15 protein-coding genes are annotated in these 19,178 nt (G+C 32.2%); 6 read left to right on the top strand and 9 right to left on the bottom strand.

Annotated elements, in window-relative coordinates; all coding sequences use genetic code 11:
* Nucleotides 1–8: 8 nt before the first annotated feature.
* Complete coding sequence (gene uvrA, locus ATE84_RS17810) at nucleotides 9–2,789, bottom strand: excinuclease ABC subunit UvrA (RefSeq protein WP_101449249.1); 2,781 nt, start codon at nucleotides 2,787–2,789, stop codon at nucleotides 9–11.
* Between the two features lie 239 nt (nucleotides 2,790–3,028).
* Between uvrA and ATE84_RS17805 the strand changes: the two genes are divergently transcribed.
* Nucleotides 3,029–3,613, top strand: coding sequence for an RNA polymerase sigma factor (locus ATE84_RS17805; protein ID WP_024769545.1), 585 nt, complete (start codon nucleotides 3,029–3,031; stop codon nucleotides 3,611–3,613).
* Between the two features lie 74 nt (nucleotides 3,614–3,687).
* The gene (locus tag ATE84_RS26485) at nucleotides 3,688–3,834 is read left to right on the top strand and encodes a hypothetical protein (RefSeq protein WP_199176891.1); all 147 of its coding nucleotides are present in this window, start codon (nucleotides 3,688–3,690) and stop codon (nucleotides 3,832–3,834) included.
* Nucleotides 3,835–3,848: 14 nt separating this feature from the next.
* Here the strand turns inward: ATE84_RS26485 and nth are convergent, their stop codons facing one another.
* Nucleotides 3,849–4,517 (bottom strand): endonuclease III, encoded by a 669-nt coding sequence (nth, locus tag ATE84_RS17800; RefSeq protein WP_101449248.1) that lies wholly within the window; start codon nucleotides 4,515–4,517, stop codon nucleotides 3,849–3,851.
* Between the two features lie 262 nt (nucleotides 4,518–4,779).
* On the opposite strand from nth, the gene ATE84_RS26275 reads away from it, so the two are divergent.
* The gene (locus ATE84_RS26275; protein WP_158237284.1) at nucleotides 4,780–4,935 is read left to right on the top strand and encodes a hypothetical protein; all 156 of its coding nucleotides are present in this window, start codon (nucleotides 4,780–4,782) and stop codon (nucleotides 4,933–4,935) included.
* 73 nt (nucleotides 4,936–5,008) lie between these two features.
* Here ATE84_RS26275 and ATE84_RS17795 read toward each other — a convergent pair whose 3' ends face one another.
* Together ATE84_RS17795 and ATE84_RS17790 are read right to left on the bottom strand one after the other, a co-directional pair.
* Entirely contained in the window at nucleotides 5,009–5,758 is a 750-nt protein-coding gene (locus ATE84_RS17795) for a LytTR family DNA-binding domain-containing protein (RefSeq protein ID WP_101449247.1), read from the bottom strand.
* The gene (locus ATE84_RS17790) at nucleotides 5,759–7,900 is read right to left on the bottom strand and encodes a tetratricopeptide repeat protein (RefSeq protein ID WP_101449246.1); all 2,142 of its coding nucleotides are present in this window, start codon (nucleotides 7,898–7,900) and stop codon (nucleotides 5,759–5,761) included.
* Nucleotides 7,901–8,167: 267 nt separating this feature from the next.
* Here ATE84_RS17790 and bcp point away from each other — a divergent pair, with 267 nt between their 5' ends.
* Nucleotides 8,168–8,617: a thioredoxin-dependent thiol peroxidase gene (gene bcp / locus ATE84_RS17785; RefSeq protein ID WP_101449245.1), complete on the top strand. Its 450-nt coding sequence runs from the start codon at nucleotides 8,168–8,170 to the stop codon at nucleotides 8,615–8,617.
* A gap of 89 nt (nucleotides 8,618–8,706) precedes the next feature.
* Here the strand turns inward: bcp and ATE84_RS17780 are convergent, their stop codons facing one another.
* Nucleotides 8,707–10,155: a TonB-dependent receptor gene (locus ATE84_RS17780; protein WP_101449244.1), complete on the bottom strand. Its 1,449-nt coding sequence runs from the start codon at nucleotides 10,153–10,155 to the stop codon at nucleotides 8,707–8,709.
* 167 nt (nucleotides 10,156–10,322) lie between these two features.
* On the opposite strand from ATE84_RS17780, the gene ATE84_RS17775 reads away from it, so the two are divergent.
* Together ATE84_RS17775 and ATE84_RS17770 are read left to right on the top strand one after the other, a co-directional pair.
* Complete coding sequence (locus ATE84_RS17775; protein WP_101449243.1) at nucleotides 10,323–11,084, top strand: MBL fold metallo-hydrolase; 762 nt, start codon at nucleotides 10,323–10,325, stop codon at nucleotides 11,082–11,084.
* Between the two features lie 2 nt (nucleotides 11,085–11,086).
* On the top strand, nucleotides 11,087–11,584 hold the full coding sequence (locus tag ATE84_RS17770) for a hypothetical protein (RefSeq protein WP_101449242.1): 498 nt from the start codon (nucleotides 11,087–11,089) through the stop codon (nucleotides 11,582–11,584).
* A 116-nt stretch (nucleotides 11,585–11,700) separates the two neighbouring features.
* Here ATE84_RS17770 and ATE84_RS17765 read toward each other — a convergent pair whose 3' ends face one another.
* From ATE84_RS17765 to ATE84_RS17750, 4 genes are all read right to left on the bottom strand, one after another.
* Nucleotides 11,701–12,540: a DUF4249 domain-containing protein gene (locus ATE84_RS17765; RefSeq protein ID WP_101449241.1), complete on the bottom strand. Its 840-nt coding sequence runs from the start codon at nucleotides 12,538–12,540 to the stop codon at nucleotides 11,701–11,703.
* A 15-nt stretch (nucleotides 12,541–12,555) separates the two neighbouring features.
* Nucleotides 12,556–14,916, bottom strand: coding sequence for a TonB-dependent receptor (locus tag ATE84_RS17760; protein WP_101449240.1), 2,361 nt, complete (start codon nucleotides 14,914–14,916; stop codon nucleotides 12,556–12,558).
* A 320-nt stretch (nucleotides 14,917–15,236) separates the two neighbouring features.
* Nucleotides 15,237–18,041, bottom strand: a complete 2,805-nt coding sequence (locus tag ATE84_RS17755) for an esterase-like activity of phytase family protein (RefSeq protein ID WP_158237283.1) — start codon at nucleotides 18,039–18,041, stop codon at nucleotides 15,237–15,239.
* Between the two features lie 318 nt (nucleotides 18,042–18,359).
* Nucleotides 18,360–18,968, bottom strand: coding sequence for a hypothetical protein (locus ATE84_RS17750; protein WP_101449238.1), 609 nt, complete (start codon nucleotides 18,966–18,968; stop codon nucleotides 18,360–18,362).
* Nucleotides 18,969–19,178: the final 210 nt, after the last annotated feature.

Raw genomic sequence — 19,178 nt, 5'->3', positions numbered from 1 at the left:
GAGGGAGATTATAACTTCTCTTTCAAGTATTCTCCTGTATATGAACCTTTGATTTTTACAATTTCTTCGGGTGTACCTTCTGCAATGATATTGCCTCCGTTTTTACCACCTTCGAGTCCCAGGTCAATTATATAATCGGCACATTTAATAAGATCTAAATTGTGTTCTATCACTAAGATAGAATGTCCTTTTGCAATCAATTCATTAAATGATTTGAGTAATTTCTTGATATCATGAAAATGAAGCCCCGTAGTAGGTTCATCAAAAATAAATAATGCTTTGTCTTTGGTATTTCCTTTTACCAAAAATGAAGCTAGTTTAATTCGTTGAGCCTCACCACCAGAAAGAGTAGAAGAGCTTTGCCCTAATTGCACATATCCCAGGCCAACATCTTGCAGGGGTTGTAATTTTCTTTGGATTTTGGTTTGATTATGATCTGAAAAGAAATCAATGGCGTTGTCTATGGTCATAGAGAGTACATCATGAATATTTTTATCATGAAATGTTACTTCGAGAACATCTTTTTTGAAGCGTTTTCCGCCGCAGGTTTCACATTCTAGATGTACATCGGCCATAAACTGCATCTCTATTGTAACTTCTCCTTCTCCTTTACAGGTCTCACATCGACCGCCATCTACATTAAAAGAAAAGTGCTTTGCTTTATAGTTACGAATCCCGGATAATTTTTGGGAAGCGAATAGGTTACGAATATCATCATAGGCTTTAATATAAGTAACAGGATTAGAGCGAGAGGATCTACCAATTGGATTCTGATCTACAAACTCTACATGTTTAATATTACTATAATTGCCTTTTAATTCTGTAAACTGCCCGGCTTTTTCTCCATACCCTCCCAATTGTTTGAGTAAAGAAGGGTATATAATTTTTTTAACAAGCGTACTTTTACCACTCCCAGATACTCCTGTAATTGCTGTAAAACCTCCGAGAGGAACTTTTACATCAATATTTTTTAGATTATTCTCACGTGCTCCTATAATTTCGACATTATACTTAGAGGTTCTTCTAGTTGCGGGAACTTCAATTTCTAGAGCTCCATTCAGATATTTTGCAGTTAGAGAATCTGCTTTTAGGATTTGGTCAAAAGGACCTGTTGCAACCACATGACCACCAAAAGTACCTGCTTCTGGGCCTATATCTATGATTTCGTCTGCAGCTTTCATGATATCTTCATCGTGTTCTACAACGATTACGGTATTTCCTAAATCACGAAGAGATTGCAGTACTTTAATGAGTTTTTCGGTATCTTTTGGGTGCAATCCTATACTAGGTTCATCAAGAATGTACATAGAACCTACCAAGCTACTTCCTAGCGAGGTTGCCAGATTGATACGTTGTGATTCTCCTCCGGATAATGTATTTGATTTACGATTAAGCGTTAAATATTCTAACCCTACATTTTGTAAAAATTCTAATCGAGTATTGATTTCTTTAAGAAGGCGATTAGCGATTTTAGTATCATATTCATTAAGTGTAATATTTTTAAAGAAATCTGCTAACTCATTTAATGGTTTTTCTACCAAATCAGTAAGTGTAGCCCCATCAACTTTTACATAATTTGCTTCTTTACGTAAACGTTTTCCTTGACAGGTATTACATTTTGTTTTTCCACGATAGCGAGAAAGCATGACCCGATTCTGAATTTTATAAGCTTTGGCTTCTAGTTCTTTAAAGAAACTGGTAATACCTTCAAAATATTCATTTCCTTTCCATAACAGTTCTTTATCTTGATCTGATAATTCGAAATAAGGTTTATGAATAGGGAAATCAAATTTATAGGCATTATTTACCAATTGATCTTTATACCATCCCATACTTTCACCTCGCCAGGGAAAAACGGCTCCTTCATATATACTCAATGCAGTATTAGGGATAACAAGATCCTGATCAATACCTATTACATCACCATAGCCTTCACATTTTGGACAAGCACCATATGGATTATTAAAGCTAAATAAATGAATATTGGGTTCAAGGAAAGATATTCCGTCTAATTCGAATTTATTACTAAATTGTTTGAGGTTACCTCCATTTAGTGTTTCGATAAAACAAGTGCCTTTACCTTCAAAAAATGCGGAGCCAATAGCATCTGCCAAGCGGTTATAAAAGTCTTCTTCATCTCTTTTTACGATACGATCGACAACCAGATAAAAGTCATCATTTTCTTGTATAGAAGCGTCTTCTATTCGGGATACAGTACCATTGTTTTTTATACGTGCATATCCTTGTTGTTGTAATACTTTTAGTTTTCCTTCTAGTGTACGACCTTCTTCGATATGAATAGGGGAGAGTAGTAATAGTTTTTCTCCATCTTCAAAAGATTTTATGTATTCGATTACATCGGTTACTCTATCTTTTTTTACCTGATTACCAGAAACAGGGGAGTAGGTTTTACCTATTCTAGCAAAAAGTAATTTCAGATAGTCATAGATTTCTGTGGTAGTTCCGACAGTAGATCTTGGATTTGTAGAATTTACTTTTTGTTCTATTGCTATTGCTGGTGCTATGCCTTTTATGTAATCTACTTTGGGTTTATTAAGACGCCCTAAAAACTGCCTTGCATAGGACGAAAGACTTTCTACATATCTGCGTTGCCCTTCTGCATATAAGGTATCAAAAGCTAAACTGGATTTACCAGAACCAGATAGTCCTGTAATGACTACTAATCTGTTTCTAGGAATAACAGCGTCTAAATCTTTCAGGTTGTGAAGTTTAGCTCCTTTGATAATTATATTCTCTTTTGGATCTAAGGTTGTAATGTCTTGAATCATAGTAAATATGCGGTAAGGAAGCAAAGATAAGGATTACTAAACAAGTATGATAATCTATGTAGATTGAAAGTTTAGTTAAAAAAATTAACAAGAAATTGTTTGAAATTCAATGAATGTTATTATCTTAGCCCCGAATTAAATAACCAAAATTTAAATAAAACTGCCTATAGCATACCTTTACTTTATAAGTTTAACATAGCACGAGCCCCACGCTTGTTTGTACTAAATTTTGTCAAGGTATGAAAAATTACACCCTAACAGACGCAGTTCTGGTTAACAACTACATTAAAGGAGACGAATGTGCCCTTTCTGTTCTTATTGAACGTCATAAGCAACGTATTTACAGTTTCATTTATTCAAAAGTTTTTGATAGAGATGTTTCGGAAGATATTTTTCAGGATACTTTTATAAAAGTAATCCGAACATTAAAAAATGGAAAATATAATGAAGAAGGAAAGTTTCTTCCTTGGGTAATGCGTATTGCCCATAATTTGGTAATTGATCACTTTAGAAAAGGGAATCGTATGCCAAAATTCGAAGATAACGGAGAGTTTAGTATCTTCTCTGTAATCAGTGATGGTAATCTAAATGCCGAAAAGCGATTAATAAAGGATCAGGTTGAAGAAGATCTACGCAATTTGATTCAAGAATTACCAGATGATCAGAAAGAAGTCTTAATAATGCGTATGTATAGAGATATGAGCTTTAAAGAAATATCTGATAAAACAGGTGTTAGTATAAACACAGCTCTTGGTAGAATGCGATATGCGTTAATTAATTTAAGAAAAGTAATAGAAAAAAATAATATAGTTTTAACAAATTAATAACTTTTTTATACAATAAAGTAGAATTAGTGCCGTTATCCTTATATAACCCTATAAATTTAAGATTATATAATATGGCAAAATTTTACTTTAAGTCTTCTAAAAAAGAAGAAAAACATTTAGTACCAAACAGAAGAACAATAGATTTTCTTCTAAACTATTCAAAATCGTTACAGGTTGTAGAGTATAACAATCTTAAGTTTGAAGCGATTTTGAATTAAACTTATAAAAAGGCCTATTTTTTAATAGGCCTTTTTGCTTTTTGGTACTCGTCTAAAACAGTTTTTCTGCCTATAGTTTTGGTAATAATATCTTTATCAAGATCCCAGCCTCTTGCAGGAGAATATTCTCTACCATACCATATGATTTGAAGATGCAGATCGTTCCATAATTCTTTTGGGAATAATCTCTTGGCGTCTTTTTCGGTTTGCGTAACGTTTTTACCATTTGTAAATCCCCATCTATACATTAATCTATGAATATGTGTATCTACAGGAAATGCAGGTACACCAAATGCTTGAGACATAACTACACTAGCAGTTTTATGACCAACAGCAGGTAGCTCTTCTAAAGCCTCAAAACTTTGAGGAACTTGTCCATTATGCTTGTCGATCAATATATGTGATAATCCATGAATACCTTTAGCTTTCATCGGACTTAAACCTACAGGTTTTATAATTTCACGAATTTCTTCTACAGATAATCTAATCATTGCATATGGATTGTCTGCTCTGTCAAAGAGAAGAGGAGTAATCTGATTAACTCTTACATCTGTACTCTGTGCACTCATTAATACTGCAATGAGTAGAGTATACGGGTCTTTATGATCTAATGGAATTGGTATTTGGGGATATAATTCCTGAAGTGTCTTAATAGTAAAATCTACCTTTTCCTGTTTAGTCATATTATGAAATAATTTTGCCCTAAAATTAAAAATAAAACTAGGAATCGAAGGCTTTATATTTATAAAATAATGTGGATGTATAGATTGTAATGATTATGAAGTGAGTTGTTATCTGTTGTGAGGTTAAAAAATATAATATGCCACGCTTATACATTTGTTCTGGTCACTTATGTCATAATCTCATTCGATTATAAAACAACAAATTTTGAAGATTAAAATGTCTGTACATTTACCCTATGTCTAATTAAAAAAATGATATTTAATGAAAAGTAAATTTGTGAAATTTCTAGAGTTTGAAATTAAAAATGAACAAACAAAAAGTGTTAAAGGAGGATCAATTATTACAGATCAGAATAAGAATACACCAATAATTATTGATAATTCTTCTACTAGTCGTAGAAAAGTAATGATCAAATAATTTGTTCTATATAAACTCATCTTTTTTCCTTTTTACAAGGGTAAAGATGAGTTTTTTTATTGTTATAAAAACATTAATTAAAGTCATTTATTAGCTTCAGTAAAGTTTCTTTTTTTCTGGTTGCTAATGGGATTTTACTTTTATCTTTTAATACCAGGTAATCTCCATCTCGTTTATCATATCGTAATAAATAATCAAGATTTACTATATGAGATTGATGACATCTAAAAAAATGTTGTTGAGAAAGCATATTCTCATATTCTTTGAGGCCTTTAGATACTAAAAGACTACCCTGCTTATGGATAAAAAACTTTGTGTAACTACCATTTGCTTCCAAATGTATAATATCTTTAACAAATACAATCTGAATACCATACTTATCTTTTAGAACCAAGCGTGTAGGCTCTTTTGATTGATCATTTATATTGTCTATAAGTGTTTGTACTCTCTGGGGTGTTTTATGATGCTCAAATTCTGACTCCGCTTTTTGGACGGCTTCTATTAATTCTTCGGGATCGATAGGTTTCAGTAAATAATCCAAGGCACTAAATTTTATTGCTCTTAGCGCATATTTTTCATGAGAAGAAGCAAATATTACCTGAAAATTGATTTCTGGTAATTTTCGTAATACATCAAATCCAGTACCATCTGGCATCTCAATATCTAGAAATACAAGATCTGGCTCACTAGCAGTAATAAGTGCAACTCCCTCTGCTACATTTGTCGCTTCTCCTATAAAATCTACATTAGGACAATACTCATTAAGTAACTCTAAAAAATTTCTTCTTGCTGCAGGATTATCTTCTATAAGGACTACTTTCATTTATATCTGTTGAAATGGTAAATTAAACGTTACTTGTGTGCCTTGAGAAAGGTCTTGGATGTCAAATGCAATTTTTTTCTTTCTCATTTTACGATACAAATCGATACGTTCTTCAGTTATTTTAATAGCGTGAGATACATGATCTTTACGTTTTATCTTCATCGCTTCTTCTATGCCAGATCCGTTATCCAATATCTTTAAGACCAAATGATTTCCTTCCTTCGAGAAATGAATTGTAATGGTTGCCACCCCATGTTCAATAGCATTTTCTATAAAAGGTTGCGCAAACATAGGAGGGATGGCAATTTCATCAACATTCAAATCTTCTTCTACTTCAATCTTAAAAGTAAAAGGATGATCACGTTTTAGGTTTTGTATACTCAGGTAATTATCTAGCATATTGATTTCCTGATCTAAAGTAATAAACTCACTTCTAGAGTTGTCTAATACCTGTCTGATTAGTTTAGAAAATTTTACCAGATATAAACTCGCTTTTTTTGCATCTCCTTGATTCATATAATCCTGTATAGAAGTCATGGCATTAAAAATAAAATGCGGATTCATTTGTACGCGCAACAGGTTTTGTTCTATATCCTGTGCTCTTTGTTTTAATGCTAATCTCTTTTGTCTATTTACTAAATATAACACCAGTCCAATGAGCAATAAAACTACACTTATAATGGCAAAAATAGTTTTATTAAAATTAGCTTGTTTTAATTCTAAAGATTGGATAGAGGCTTGTTGAGCCAAACTCTTGATTTCCTGTTCTTTTTTCTTAGTTTCGTATTGTACTTGTAATTGTGATAATTGTTTTGATTTCTCTTTTCCTAAGGTTGAGTCATAAATGGCATGATATCGTTCATAAGATTCAAGAGCAGCTTTATGATTACCTAATGCTTTCTCTACTTTTACTAAACCATACGAAGCATCGCTTATCGCAGTAGGAAAACCAATCTCCTGTCCAATATGAATACTTTTGATAAGATATTTTTTTGCTTCTTGATAATTTTTTAATTCAAATTCAATTTCGCTTATGGTATTCATTACGGTGGTAGATGAAGATAGCTCTCCAATTTCCTGACTTAATGACAATCCATTTTTTAAGTGCTTCAGCGCTTCTTTAAAATTTTTTTCATCGAGATATATTTCACCTGTTAAGCAATAATTTGATATCATGATGCCTTTAATATTCAAATCTTTGGCAATTTTTAAGGATTTAAAAGAATATGCTAAAGCTTTGGTGTTGTCACCTTGTTCAAAATAAACATTTCCAATGTTTAAATAATCCTCAGATATACTTGATTGATCTTTAATTTGTTTACTAACTGATAAACAGTTAAAATAATATTCTAGAGCTAAGTTGTAATCTCCTAAAGTTTCATAAATAAACCCAATATTGCTAAGAGATATAATAGTTTTTCTTTTACTGCCTATTTCATCATTGATTTTAGAAGCTTTTATAAAATATTCTAATGCAGATGAATACTTACTTTGATACACATAGATCATTCCCATATTATTGTATCCAGAAAAGATCCCATTTTTATTATTCAGTTTTTTAAACAATACTAAAGCTTTAGAGTTATAATCTAATGCTTTGGTATAATTTCCTAATCTTGCGTGTACTTGTCCAATATTACTATAACAGAAAGCTACATCGTTTTTATTTCCTAAAGAATCTTCTATTTTTAAAACTTTTGTAAAATGCTTTATTGCCATAGCATATTCCCCTTTTTTCTTATAGGTAAGTGCTAAGTCATTATACGCTTTGGCTTTACCTTTAGCATATTTTGTTTTTTGAAATAAATCAAATGCTTTATTCGAATGTTCTAATCCTATAGTAGCTTGATTTATGCTATAATGGGCATCAGAAATACCTTCAATATAATTTAATTGCTTAGAGAGGTTAATAGCTTCATTTGCATAATTAAAGGTTTTAGTAGAGTCGGTAGAAGAGTATTGCAAAGCTATATTGTTATAAATATCTACTTTTTCTTTATCTGTGATTTTTGTGTCAAGTAGTTGTAGTAAAGAATCTATTTTAACCTGGTTTTGTGCAAGAGTGCTAAATACATTTATGCAGACAAAAACAACGAATAGAAGTATCTTTTTTTTAATATTTAGAAACGTAAACAACGACATATATCAAATCCCATTTATTTAAATGCAAGAATACATAAATATCTGAACACAACAAAAGGGTTATATAGTGGGAATAGAAATAAAGATTTAATTGTCAAACTTATTTCTGAAGTATTAAGTTAAATTTAATTCTGTTTTTTTTGAAATTTTATAACTTGCCCGCTGTACAAAAATAAGTAATAGATAAGTTGAATTTTATTGTTTATTACATACAAACATGGGTGTTTAGTTACACAGATAGTATAGACTACATTTAATTTATATACAATGACAACATTAAAAGAAGGGGATAAGGCCCCTAATTTTTCGGCATTAGATCAGGATGGAAATACCATTACCCTGAATGATTATCAAGGAAAAAAACTAGTTGTTTTTTTCTACCCTAAGGCTAGTACTCCCGGTTGTACTGCCGAAGCTTGTAACCTTAGAGATAATTACCAAACTTTCCTGACACAAGGTTATGAAATTATTGGAGTAAGTGCAGATAGTGCTAAACGGCAGCAAAATTTCAAAAATAAATATGAATTACCTTATCCATTATTGGCAGATGAAGATAAAGCTGTAATTGAAGCTTTTGGAGTGTGGGGTCCAAAGAAATTTATGGGTAGAGAATATGATGGGATTCATCGTACTACTTTTGTTATTGATGAAAAAGGAATAATTTCTGAAGTTATTGCAAAAGTGAAAACCAAAGATCACGCTGCGCAAATTTTGTAGGTGTGAGGATATTATGGATTTAAAAAAGCAGTATGGTTATTTTACCATACTGCTTTTTTAAATCCATTTTGTATCTGTACTGTAACTTATTATTTTACAGTTTCTATTGTTTTATATCCAAAAAAGTTATTGGCTTTTATCATTTCAGGAATAAGGTCTGGTAATTGTTCTTCCCATCCCGGTTCTCCTTCTTGAATCTTTTGTAATACTTCTCTTGAGAAAATATTCATTATAGAAGGATCATAATCCGTAATATCTTGTAGCTTACCATTATACTTAAAGAACTTATAAAGTTCTTTCATTCTCGGATGTACTTTTAGCGTATCACTAGTAGTGATCTCTCCGGTTTTATGATTCTTTAATGGGTATAGGTATACTTTTAGATCTTTAAAGAATAGTTTACCAAAAGCTTCCAAAATACCTCCACTAAGGTGTCTGTAGTATTTTTCATCAAAAATATCCACTAAATTATTAACTCCCATAGAAAGTGCCATACGTTCTTTGGTGTAATTAGAGAAATACTCGACTACTTTATAATATTCTTTGAAATTAGAAATCATAACTGTTTGCCCAAGGGAACAAAGCAATCTGGCTCTAGCCATAAAATCTTCTTCATCAATTTCACCTTCGGCTCTTAGATTTGATAGTGTTACTTCAAAAATTACTACGGTTTTATCTTTATTTACTTTATTCTCACTCAAAAACATATTGAGTGACTTTTCATAAATATCCATATTAACCTTTGTTACAGGTCTAAAACTTCCACGAAGTGCTAATATGTTTTTCTTATATAATATTGCAGCAGGTAATATGTTATGCCCATCAGGTCCAAACATTACCGCTTCGGTCATTCCATTTTTAACTAACTGTAGACTCATCAGACGATTATCTACTTTTGTAAATCTCGGGCCAGAAAAATTAATGGTGTCAATTTCTATTTGGTCCTTGTCCAAGTGATCATATAAATATCGCAATAACTTTTTTGGGTTATCGTATTTATAATAGGCTCCATAAATAAGGTTAACACCCAATATTCCTAAAGTCATTTGCTGTAATCTAGCATCATTTTCATGAAAACGGATATGAAGCAATATTTCATTATAGTCTTCATTGGGGGTTGTTTGATATCGAATACCTACCCAACCATGGCCTTTATATTTTTTAGCAAAATCAATAGTGGCTACTGTGTTTGCATAGCTGAAAAATAACTTATTAGGGTGTTTTTCTCGAGTAATTCTTTCTTCTATAAGCGTAACCTCATGATTAAGCATTTTTTTTAATCTTGCTTCGGTAACATAACGCTTATCGTTTTCAATACCATAAATAGCATCACTAAAATCTTTATCATATGCACTCATTGCTTTTGCAATAGTACCAGAAGCTCCACCTGCTCTAAAAAAATTTCGAACGGTTTCCTGACCAGCACCAATCTCTGCAAAAGTACCATAGATGTTTTGATTCAGGTTAATACGTAAAGCTTTACTCTTTATTGAAGGGACAGATTCAAATTCTTTATCTCCCATTATCTTAATAGGCATAGTAAAAAGGGCTTTTTTTGTTTACTGTAAAGGTAATAATACAATGAGTATTAAAAAAGGTTTGAATGTAAATTTCTAGATCCCCTAATATTTTAAGTGTTATTTATGAGGAATATGTGATTTTTGACCAAAAAAATATAAGTACATTTGCTCTAGTTTACTAAAATATGGAAGTAGTTTTTCTTGGTACAGGTACATCACAGGGGATTCCGGTTATTGGAAGTACTCACCCTGTTTGTTTAAGTGACGACGCTAGGGATAAGCGACTTCGTGTTTCTATACTTGTATCTTGGGATGAGTATCAGTATGTTGTAGATTGCGGACCAGATTTTAGACAGCAAATGCTTTCGAATCAGGTGTCTCGAATCGATGGGGTAGTCTTTACTCATGAACATGCAGATCATACTATGGGGTTGGATGATATACGTCCATTTTTTTTTAGACAAGGTGATATTCCTATCTATGCGCATAAAAGAGTTCTGCAAGCACTTAGAACTAGGTTTGAGTATATTTTTTCTTCAGAAAACAAATATCCCGGAGCACCAAGTGTTATTGAAAATGAACTTACGAATCAACCTTTTCAATTGGGAGACCTGGATGTTATTCCTATAAATACGTTTCATAATCGTTTACAAGTCTTTGGATTTAGATTTAGAGATTTTGCATACCTGACCGATGTAAAAACGGTTGAAGAAGAAGAAAGATTAAAATTAAAAGGAGTTAAAGTTTTAGTGATCAATGCACTTAGAATAGAACCTCATCATTCGCATTTTAATTTGGAAGAAGCGCTCGAATTTATTGAAGAAATACAACCAGAAAAGGCATATCTAACTCATATAAGTCATATGCTAGGCTTTCATGCTGAAGTGGAGAAAACCCTCCCCGAAAATGTATTTATAGCTTACGATAATTTAAAAATAACTATCTAAACATGAGAAATAAGATCTTTTTATATCTATTCATTTTTGCAGCATTATTTATTCTTTTCCAGTTCATGAATGCTAAAAAAGCAAAAGAATCCTATGATGCAAAAATAGAGAACTTAAAGACCAAAATTACAACAAAGGAAGCCACTATTGATTCGTTAACCAGTGCTAATATGGATCTTACCTATTTTACTTTAGAAAGTAATGAAGATGCAGTAAGTTACTTTGAAGAAATGGGGTATGATGCCAGTAAATTAGCTTTAACAATAAGTGATCAGATTATAGGACAAAATAAGGCTGGAGAAGATAACCCATTAATCCCATTTGTTGGGATGGAAGGTAATATGAATATTAATAAAGTAAGATTATTAAACCACAAATGGATTATAGCCGATTTTACAGATGGGGTATATTGGGGAGAGCTTTTTATTATTTATGAAGTAAAAGAAGATGGTGTGATTGATTTTGAAGTAGAAAAATCATTTCTGTACCCAAGAAATTAAAAGAATATCTAATTTAATAAAGGCCAGATGTATATCATCTGACCTTTATTAAATTTATTAATTAAACCCGTTGTGCATTTTGATATTTTCATGCTATTAATTTTAAACTTACACCATTATTTAAAAGTATACGTTCTTCGTGATACTTGTGTTAATCTAAAATACCCATTGGCATAATTGTTTGCATTATCCAGGTTAATACAATTTCCTTTTAAAGTAACCGGAGTTGCACTAAACAGACCAACATCTTCGGATTGCTCGATGAGTATTTTTATGTAATTATAATACCCTTCAGAAATACCATATAAGTCAATATTTACGACATCTCCTGGTTTAAACTCTTCAGTTTTGGTATCAGTATCTTCTTCTTTTTCATAGTACCAGCTGATTTCATTACCATTGGCAAATTCATCTTTAAAATCTTCAAATTCTGCTAGGAGATCTCCCTCTTCTTTAAACCTGAATAGGTAATAGTTCTCCTCATTTTTGGGATCATCAAATTTAAGGTTAACCTCCAGAACTTCATCATCAAAACCATCTTCGGTTGATTGATTAACTTCTTTAATATCAACAACAGGCATTAATGTTTCTTTGGCAGAGTATTTTTCTCCCTTATAAATCACCTCTAGCGTATAGGATTGATTAAGTACCGGTACAAATTCTGTAGTTGTATACGTTCCATTATTTTGATCAGTGAAAGCAAACTCTACACCACTGGTGTCATTAGTTACTTTAACCGAAGCGCCAGTAACACCTGTATTAGAAGTTGTATCAAAGTATGGAGTTGATGTACTTAATTTTATGATTTGATTGTTTCCTGTAGTACCTTTTTCCCAATCTAGTGAAGCCTCAATAGTTAATCGGGTAGGAGCTGTTTGTACATCCACGTCTATTACATCTTCACAAGAAGTAAAGACTATAGTAAAAAGGAATATTATTTTTAAATAAGCTTTCATATGTTTATATTTTTTTTAAAATTTGAAGTTATAGATTACCGATGGCACTATACCAAAAATTGCTGTTCTTGTAGCTTCATTTGCTCCTGTCTCTACATTTTGACCAAAGGATATTGAAGCTGCATTTTTCTGATTATATACATTATAAATCCCAAAGACCCATTCTCCTTTCCATCTTTTGTTTGGTTTTCTATTAGGTCTGTATGTTGCAGAAATATCAAGTCTGTGATACGATGGTAATCTATCAGAATTTCTATCAGAATAACTGGCAATAGACAATCCTTCATATTCATATTGACCATTTGGATAGGTTACGGGTCTTCCTGTTTGAAAAACCAGGTTAGCTCCAAAGCTCCATTTATCACTTAATTTATAAGATCCTGTTACCGAAATATCATGTGTTCTGTCATATGCAGTGTTATACCAATCTCCATTATTGATTCCAGGTCCTCCTGCATTACCACCAAAACTTCTTTGTTCTGCTTTTGATAAAGTATAAGCAATCCATCCTGTTAATTTCCCTTCATTTTTACGAGCCAACAATTCTAGTCCGTATGCTCTGGATTCTCCATTCAGTATTTCGGTTTCAATAGTATTGTTTCCTATTAAATCAGATCCATCAATATAATCTATGCGATTATCCGTAGTTTTATAGTAAACTTCTGCTTCTAAGGAATACATTTTATCTTTAAAGTTTCTGAAATACCCTAATGCATATTGATCTGATAATTGTGGTTTGATATACTTTCCACTTGGTGTCCAAACATCTAACGGAGTAACTGACGTAGTATTAGATAGTAAATGAATATACTGTGCTGCTCTAGAATACCCCATTTTGATAGAAGAAACATCATTTAGTTGATAGGCTAGGGAAGCTCTGGGTTCAAAGTTTCCAAAACTTTTAATTGCTTTGTTTTTTTCAAAATTGGTTTCTCCTATTTCAGTACCTCTCTCGTAAAAACCTAAAGTGCTATTATAAACAACAGGTTGGTTATTAGCATAGTCTACCATTGGTTGCCCTCCTAATCGACTAAAAGCACTGTATCTAACACCGTATTGTACTGTTAGTTTATCGGTAAGTTTGTGTTCTGCATTTACATACACACCACTTTCAAAAGCTTTTTTTCGATCTAGAGATAAAGGATTTATAGATGAACTTTCTGATGTTGGTTGTACTTGTCCCGGATCAAAATCATAATATATACCGCTAATTCCAAAGTCTAATTTAAATTTATCACTGGCATAATATTTAAGATCATATTTGGCATTGTAATTATTAATTGAAGAAATCCATTCGAATTGCTCGATCGCAATATCTAAATCATAATCGTATTTACTATAGATAAGGGATAAGTTCGAAAATAATTTATCATTAAAGATATGGTTCCATCTTAAGTTTCCTGATAGGTTTCCGTAGCTGGTTTTGAAATTATTTCCAAACTTAAAGGTATCTCTACCGTAATATCCAGATAAGTATAGTTTATTATTCTCACTTAATTTATAATTGGTTTTAAGGTTTACATCATAAAACCCTACAGTATTTTTTTCTCCAGCTGCTTTTAAGATAAGATCAACGTACGAACCTCTACCTGCAACCAAAAAAGAACCTTTATCACTAAAAAGAGGTCCTTCGGCAGCTAATCGGCTAGAAATTACACCAATCCCTCCGGTAAGACTAAATCTCTTATTGTTTCCGTCCTTTTGACGAACATCCAAGACAGAAGAAGTTCTACCACCAAAACGAGCAGGAATCCCTCCTTTATATAATTTAATATCTTTAATAGCATCTGCATTAAAAATTGAAAAGAAGCCTAATAAGTGAGAGGTATTATAGATTATAGCCTCATCGAGTAGTACCAAATTTTGATCTGCCGCACCACCTCTTACATGAAACCCACTAGATCCTTCACCATTATTGGTTACACCTGGTAGCATTTGAATAGATTTTATAATATCTACTTCTCCTAATACTACAGGCATTTGTTTTACAGTTTTGATATTTAGTTTAGAAACACTCATTTCGGGTTTTCTAAGACTTACACGTTCTGTTTCTTCACTTTTAATAATTACCTCATCTAATTCTGTAGAGGACTCAACAACATCAAAATTTATTTTTTGATTTTTGTCAAGTACTACTTCCTTATTAATGTCTGTATATCCTACATAGGATGCAATGAGAGTGTAGTTTCCTTTTGGAGCGGTAATAGAATAAAAACCATATTCATTGGTAATTACACCAATAGAAGTACCCTTCAGAAAAACAGAAGCACCAAAAAGCGTTTCTCCATTATTATTATCTCTAATTGTACCACTTATAGTATAGCTGTCCTGTGCCATTACACTGGTACTTACAAAAAATATAGTCAAACAGCACATTATTAATTGCTGCGTCCTTTTTTTTAGGTTTTTAAATTTTGAATGTCTATGCATACTGGTTTTGTTTTATAACTTTTGATTTGATTGAGTTGTTGAAAAAAATAATTATGGCTTTTATGATTTTATATTTCAAAGACAATTGAGAAAACAAAGGGTTGCATGGATAACAATATATTTAATTTTCACTTTACATATAAACTGCTAAAGCCTTGTTATTAATGTGGTTATTAAGCAAAAAAACATACTTCATAAAAAAACCACCTGTTGCAGGTGGTTTCTCTGTTTAGCTTATTGAGTGATGCGAAATTAGTGTTATGCTACTATTTTTTTAAGAATTTCTTTTTGATAAATTCTCCATCAATCTCAATTACAGCAATATAGATTCCCTTAGAAACTTCAAAACCATTTTTTGATGTACCGTTCCAGGTATATGTAAAGCCTTTATCATTTTGTTGCTGATCAACCAATTTTTTAATGAGATTACCTCTTATGTCATAAATATCAATAGATACAGTGTTTTTATTTTTTCCAGTATTTAAAAAAGTAACTTCATTTCTAAATGTATTTGGATAAACTTTGATAGTGTTGGTCGTTATATTTTTTGTATCAGATTGTATTTCTTTCCATTGCTTCCCTAACGGTTGATCTAACCATAAAAGGATAAACTCATTATCGTCTGGAAGTTCTTTACCTATATGACGCCCAACGCTAAAAGGGTAGTTGTTATCGTTAAGTACTCCTATAAGAAAAGGGTTAAATACAACAACGCTTTCTATGGTTACAAACGGAAATGCAAACTCTTTTCCTATTCCTATATCACCTTCTAATCCTGGTTCAGATATTCTACGAATATCATTGATTTTAAGAAGATCAACATGTAGTCGTTTTTCTATCAATGTTTCATCTTTATCTAATGCTACTTCATAAATTGCTTTATAACCATTTATATCTCCTTGAGAACCATCACGCTCTATGATTAATCCTCTTTTTGAGCTAAACATAATAAAATCTCCAATTGCACTGGCGTTTTTATGAAGAGGGTATTCGAATCTTTTACCTGTGTAGGATTTACTTTCTAAATCAAATTCATGAATCAGTAAATTATTATTTTCAGAACCTTCAAGAGGTTTTTCTAACAAAGGTAATAGTGTTTTCTTATCAGTACTTAGTGCCATTCCTTCAAAACCTCCACTGCCTTTTACACGAAAAGGAGTCTTTAATTTGGTATTTCTATATGGCCAATATAGCCCTGCTAGCCATGGAGTGTTTTTCCCATTTTGATCTTGTAAATTGGTTCCGTCTCCGGCATTACCAACTTTTGGGAAATCCCCAAATAAACATACTGTTCTTATCTCAGGATATTGTTTATGTGCAATAAGCAGTGTTCTAAAATCAAAACTTTGAATATCTGCCCGATCTGTAAGATGATTTGCAACAATTACATCTGCCACTGCTTTTGTAAAAGTTTCTGGACCTACAGTCCTTTCTGCAAAGATATCTCCGCGATCATCGATATCGGTTCTGGGGTTAATTTTGGTTTCAATGTTAAAACGAACCTTGGATGCATTCTTCCAACGTTTCACAGCCTCGGGATCTGAAGCTCCAGGTCCGTTTTGATAATATGAAACATAAAAATTTACAAAATCGAATAGTTGTTGTAGAGATGGCATAATATAAGGATCTATAAACTTATTCTGGTTTGCAAAAGCCACAGCAACTGGTGATAAAGACAAATTATTTGTTTGAGAAGGCCGCCCATTTAAGGTTTTATCAGCAATGTATGTACTTTGAATTTGATCTAAAGAAAGGTCTTTAACAAGAACTTCATCTTTAAACTCATAAGGAGTACCATCTGCTTTACGTGTTTTTGCAGCTTCGATATGCGGATCATGATCCAAAACAGGAACTCCATCCAGAGTAATACCACAATCAGTTTCTATGGTTGGCATCAGAAAATCTAGTGCTGCCTCTATAGCAGGTAAGGTGTTTTCCGGACGCAAATTACGAGCACCTCTGTGTCCTTGGGCATCAAATAAATTGATATTGATCAACCCTTCAGAAGTCATGAAATCAGGTTGGCCATCTTTGTTTTTATCGAAGTTTTGAAGAGCTTCTAATACTATATCAGGGCGATCAGAGATAATTCCCTGTACACCAAGGCCCAAAAGCAGGTTTATATTTTCAAAATCATTTACAGTATATACGACTACCTGGTGACCTGCACGATTTAAAGAAGAGACATTAAATAGTTCACTTGATGCAGTAGAAAGGGTAGAGGGAGGGAATTTTCTGCTTCCTACAACTGTATTGGTATTTTGATCATCAAGCATCACATACCAGGGAGACATTACCGGAGATTTACTTCCATATGCTTTTGCATGTGACCGCATAGCGTTCATTATTCGTAAGGCACTGTATTCCTCACTATACGGATTCTGTGGTGCACGAAGTTCTTTTCCAGTGTTATCAAAATCTGGTAAAGAAATTGGAGGATCTAATAAAACACCATTTTTATCAAAGTGTAATAAGAAAGGACCGAATTCATCACCAATCCAATACTCACCATTAGCAGTTCTTTGTATGGATTCGATATCAAAATCTGCACCAGTGAGAATTCTCGAATCACTAAAATGATTTGTAATGGCAAAAGGAATCAAATGATTAGGATCTCTTAATTCAATATAACTTAATACATCAATAGATCCATCACCCCAGCCAATAATACTCTTAAAATTTGGTTTAATTTTATAAAGACGAAGGTTATAATCTGATGAATTTTCGATACTCCCAAATCCATTATCGGATAATACGGTGAAAGTTCTATCGTAATTATTTAAAATTGCAGAAAATCCTTGTATTGGCTGTTTGTTATAAAAAGGAACTGGTTGTTGATTAATTAATCCTTGGTTGATAAACTGTCCTGAAGTGGGTCCATTGGAGAAGCTGGCAGCTGGTAAAACTGCTCTGGATATCAATATATCTCCAAAGTTTATATAGGACTTACCAGTTCCTTTCTGGTATGTTTTTCTATTAAAATGATTATCAGTAGGAAGATCGAATTTGGATTGTTCTTTAGATTCGTCTTTTGTTGTCAATTTTTGGGCTTGTATTTTTAATAGCCCCATACAGAATATACTTAAAAATATACAATGCCTTATTTTAAAAATGATTTGGTAATGACGTTTCATCGTGTGCTGTACATTTAAGATTAGCTTAGTTAATAACACTCTAAATTTACATCACGTATATTACCTGATTGTTTATGATTCTTAAATAAATGATTATGTCTATTATCTATTTGATACCATTAGTCGTCTTCTAAATTTAAAGTAATGAAATGTTCTTCTTTATCCGTAAATCAAAACAATAAATGAAGTTTTATAACAATAAAACAAGGCCATCTACACTTGTAAATGGCCTGTTCTATATATACATATTGATATTTATTGTCTAATACCACCTGGTAATGAAGTTAAGCTACATATTTTTTTACGATAGGTAACTCTAATTCTAATTTCATAAGGTCCATAGGGTGAATTATGCATATTCCCACCAGGCAATCGCTCATAATTAGTGACCAAATATGAAGAATTTGGCTTATTGTCAATGGCCAAATCCATCCAACCGTCTAATCTGCTATTAAAAACAGCAGCAGAATAACAACAATTGTTTAAATACAATTTTATGATACGGGTTTGTGTTACATTTCCTCCCCACCAGCTACAATTAGACGGGAGTTCTTCGGTACGGCAATTATTCAATAAATCATCAATGATATATTGATTTGGCATATCTCTTCCGGATCCTGAAATAAAATTGCATTCCTCTGTATCCAGAACCAGGTCGTCACCACAAGATGATCTGTTATAAGAATTACAAGTAGAAACCCCGATAGTTTCTCGCTTCAGATTTTTGCTATCTGAATTTTTAAGGATTGTATTTTCTTTTTCTGAAGATACAACTTCTTCTTTCTCACAGGATGAGAAAAGGAACGCTCCAATAAACAAGATTAGAATTGAGTAATTTACATTTTTACAGGTTTTAATTTTCATAATAATGAGTATTTGATTTTCCTACTCTTTTTTTAGGATTTTCGGTTCCTCCTTTTGTATTTCTACTCCTATATCAGCTTTAACAAAGTTTTGTTACCCAATATGCTGTACTTTTTGATAAACGTATTTAGAGGTCAGGTTTGTACCAGATTTTTTTACGAAAACGTTGTAGTGATTTTTTGTGATTTTGATTAAGTAAATTGAGTTTTA

The organism is Aquimarina sp. MAR_2010_214 (assembly GCF_002846555.1).
Taxonomy (GTDB): domain Bacteria; phylum Bacteroidota; class Bacteroidia; order Flavobacteriales; family Flavobacteriaceae; genus Aquimarina.
This window is presented reverse-complemented; position numbering and strand designations above follow the sequence as displayed.

Bases quoted from the DNA above. Each gene is read 5' to 3' on its own strand.
- uvrA (WP_101449249.1), bottom strand. From the start codon at position 2,789: ATGATTCAAGACATTACAACCTTAGATCCAAAAGAGAATATAATTATC.
- ATE84_RS17805 (WP_024769545.1), top strand. From the start codon at position 3,029: ATGAAAAATTACACCCTAACAGACGCAGTTCTGGTTAACAACTACATT.
- ATE84_RS26485 (WP_199176891.1), top strand. From the start codon at position 3,688: ATGGCAAAATTTTACTTTAAGTCTTCTAAAAAAGAAGAAAAACATTTA.
- nth (WP_101449248.1), bottom strand. From the start codon at position 4,517: ATGACTAAACAGGAAAAGGTAGATTTTACTATTAAGACACTTCAGGAA.
- ATE84_RS26275 (WP_158237284.1), top strand. From the start codon at position 4,780: ATGAAAAGTAAATTTGTGAAATTTCTAGAGTTTGAAATTAAAAATGAA.
- ATE84_RS17795 (WP_101449247.1), bottom strand. From the start codon at position 5,758: ATGAAAGTAGTCCTTATAGAAGATAATCCTGCAGCAAGAAGAAATTTT.
- ATE84_RS17790 (WP_101449246.1), bottom strand. From the start codon at position 7,900: ATGTCGTTGTTTACGTTTCTAAATATTAAAAAAAAGATACTTCTATTC.
- bcp (WP_101449245.1), top strand. From the start codon at position 8,168: ATGACAACATTAAAAGAAGGGGATAAGGCCCCTAATTTTTCGGCATTA.
- ATE84_RS17780 (WP_101449244.1), bottom strand. From the start codon at position 10,155: ATGCCTATTAAGATAATGGGAGATAAAGAATTTGAATCTGTCCCTTCA.
- ATE84_RS17775 (WP_101449243.1), top strand. From the start codon at position 10,323: ATGGAAGTAGTTTTTCTTGGTACAGGTACATCACAGGGGATTCCGGTT.
- ATE84_RS17770 (WP_101449242.1), top strand. From the start codon at position 11,087: ATGAGAAATAAGATCTTTTTATATCTATTCATTTTTGCAGCATTATTT.
- ATE84_RS17765 (WP_101449241.1), bottom strand. From the start codon at position 12,540: ATGAAAGCTTATTTAAAAATAATATTCCTTTTTACTATAGTCTTTACT.
- ATE84_RS17760 (WP_101449240.1), bottom strand. From the start codon at position 14,916: ATGTGCTGTTTGACTATATTTTTTGTAAGTACCAGTGTAATGGCACAG.
- ATE84_RS17755 (WP_158237283.1), bottom strand. From the start codon at position 18,041: ATGGGGCTATTAAAAATACAAGCCCAAAAATTGACAACAAAAGACGAA.
- ATE84_RS17750 (WP_101449238.1), bottom strand. From the start codon at position 18,968: ATGAAAATTAAAACCTGTAAAAATGTAAATTACTCAATTCTAATCTTG.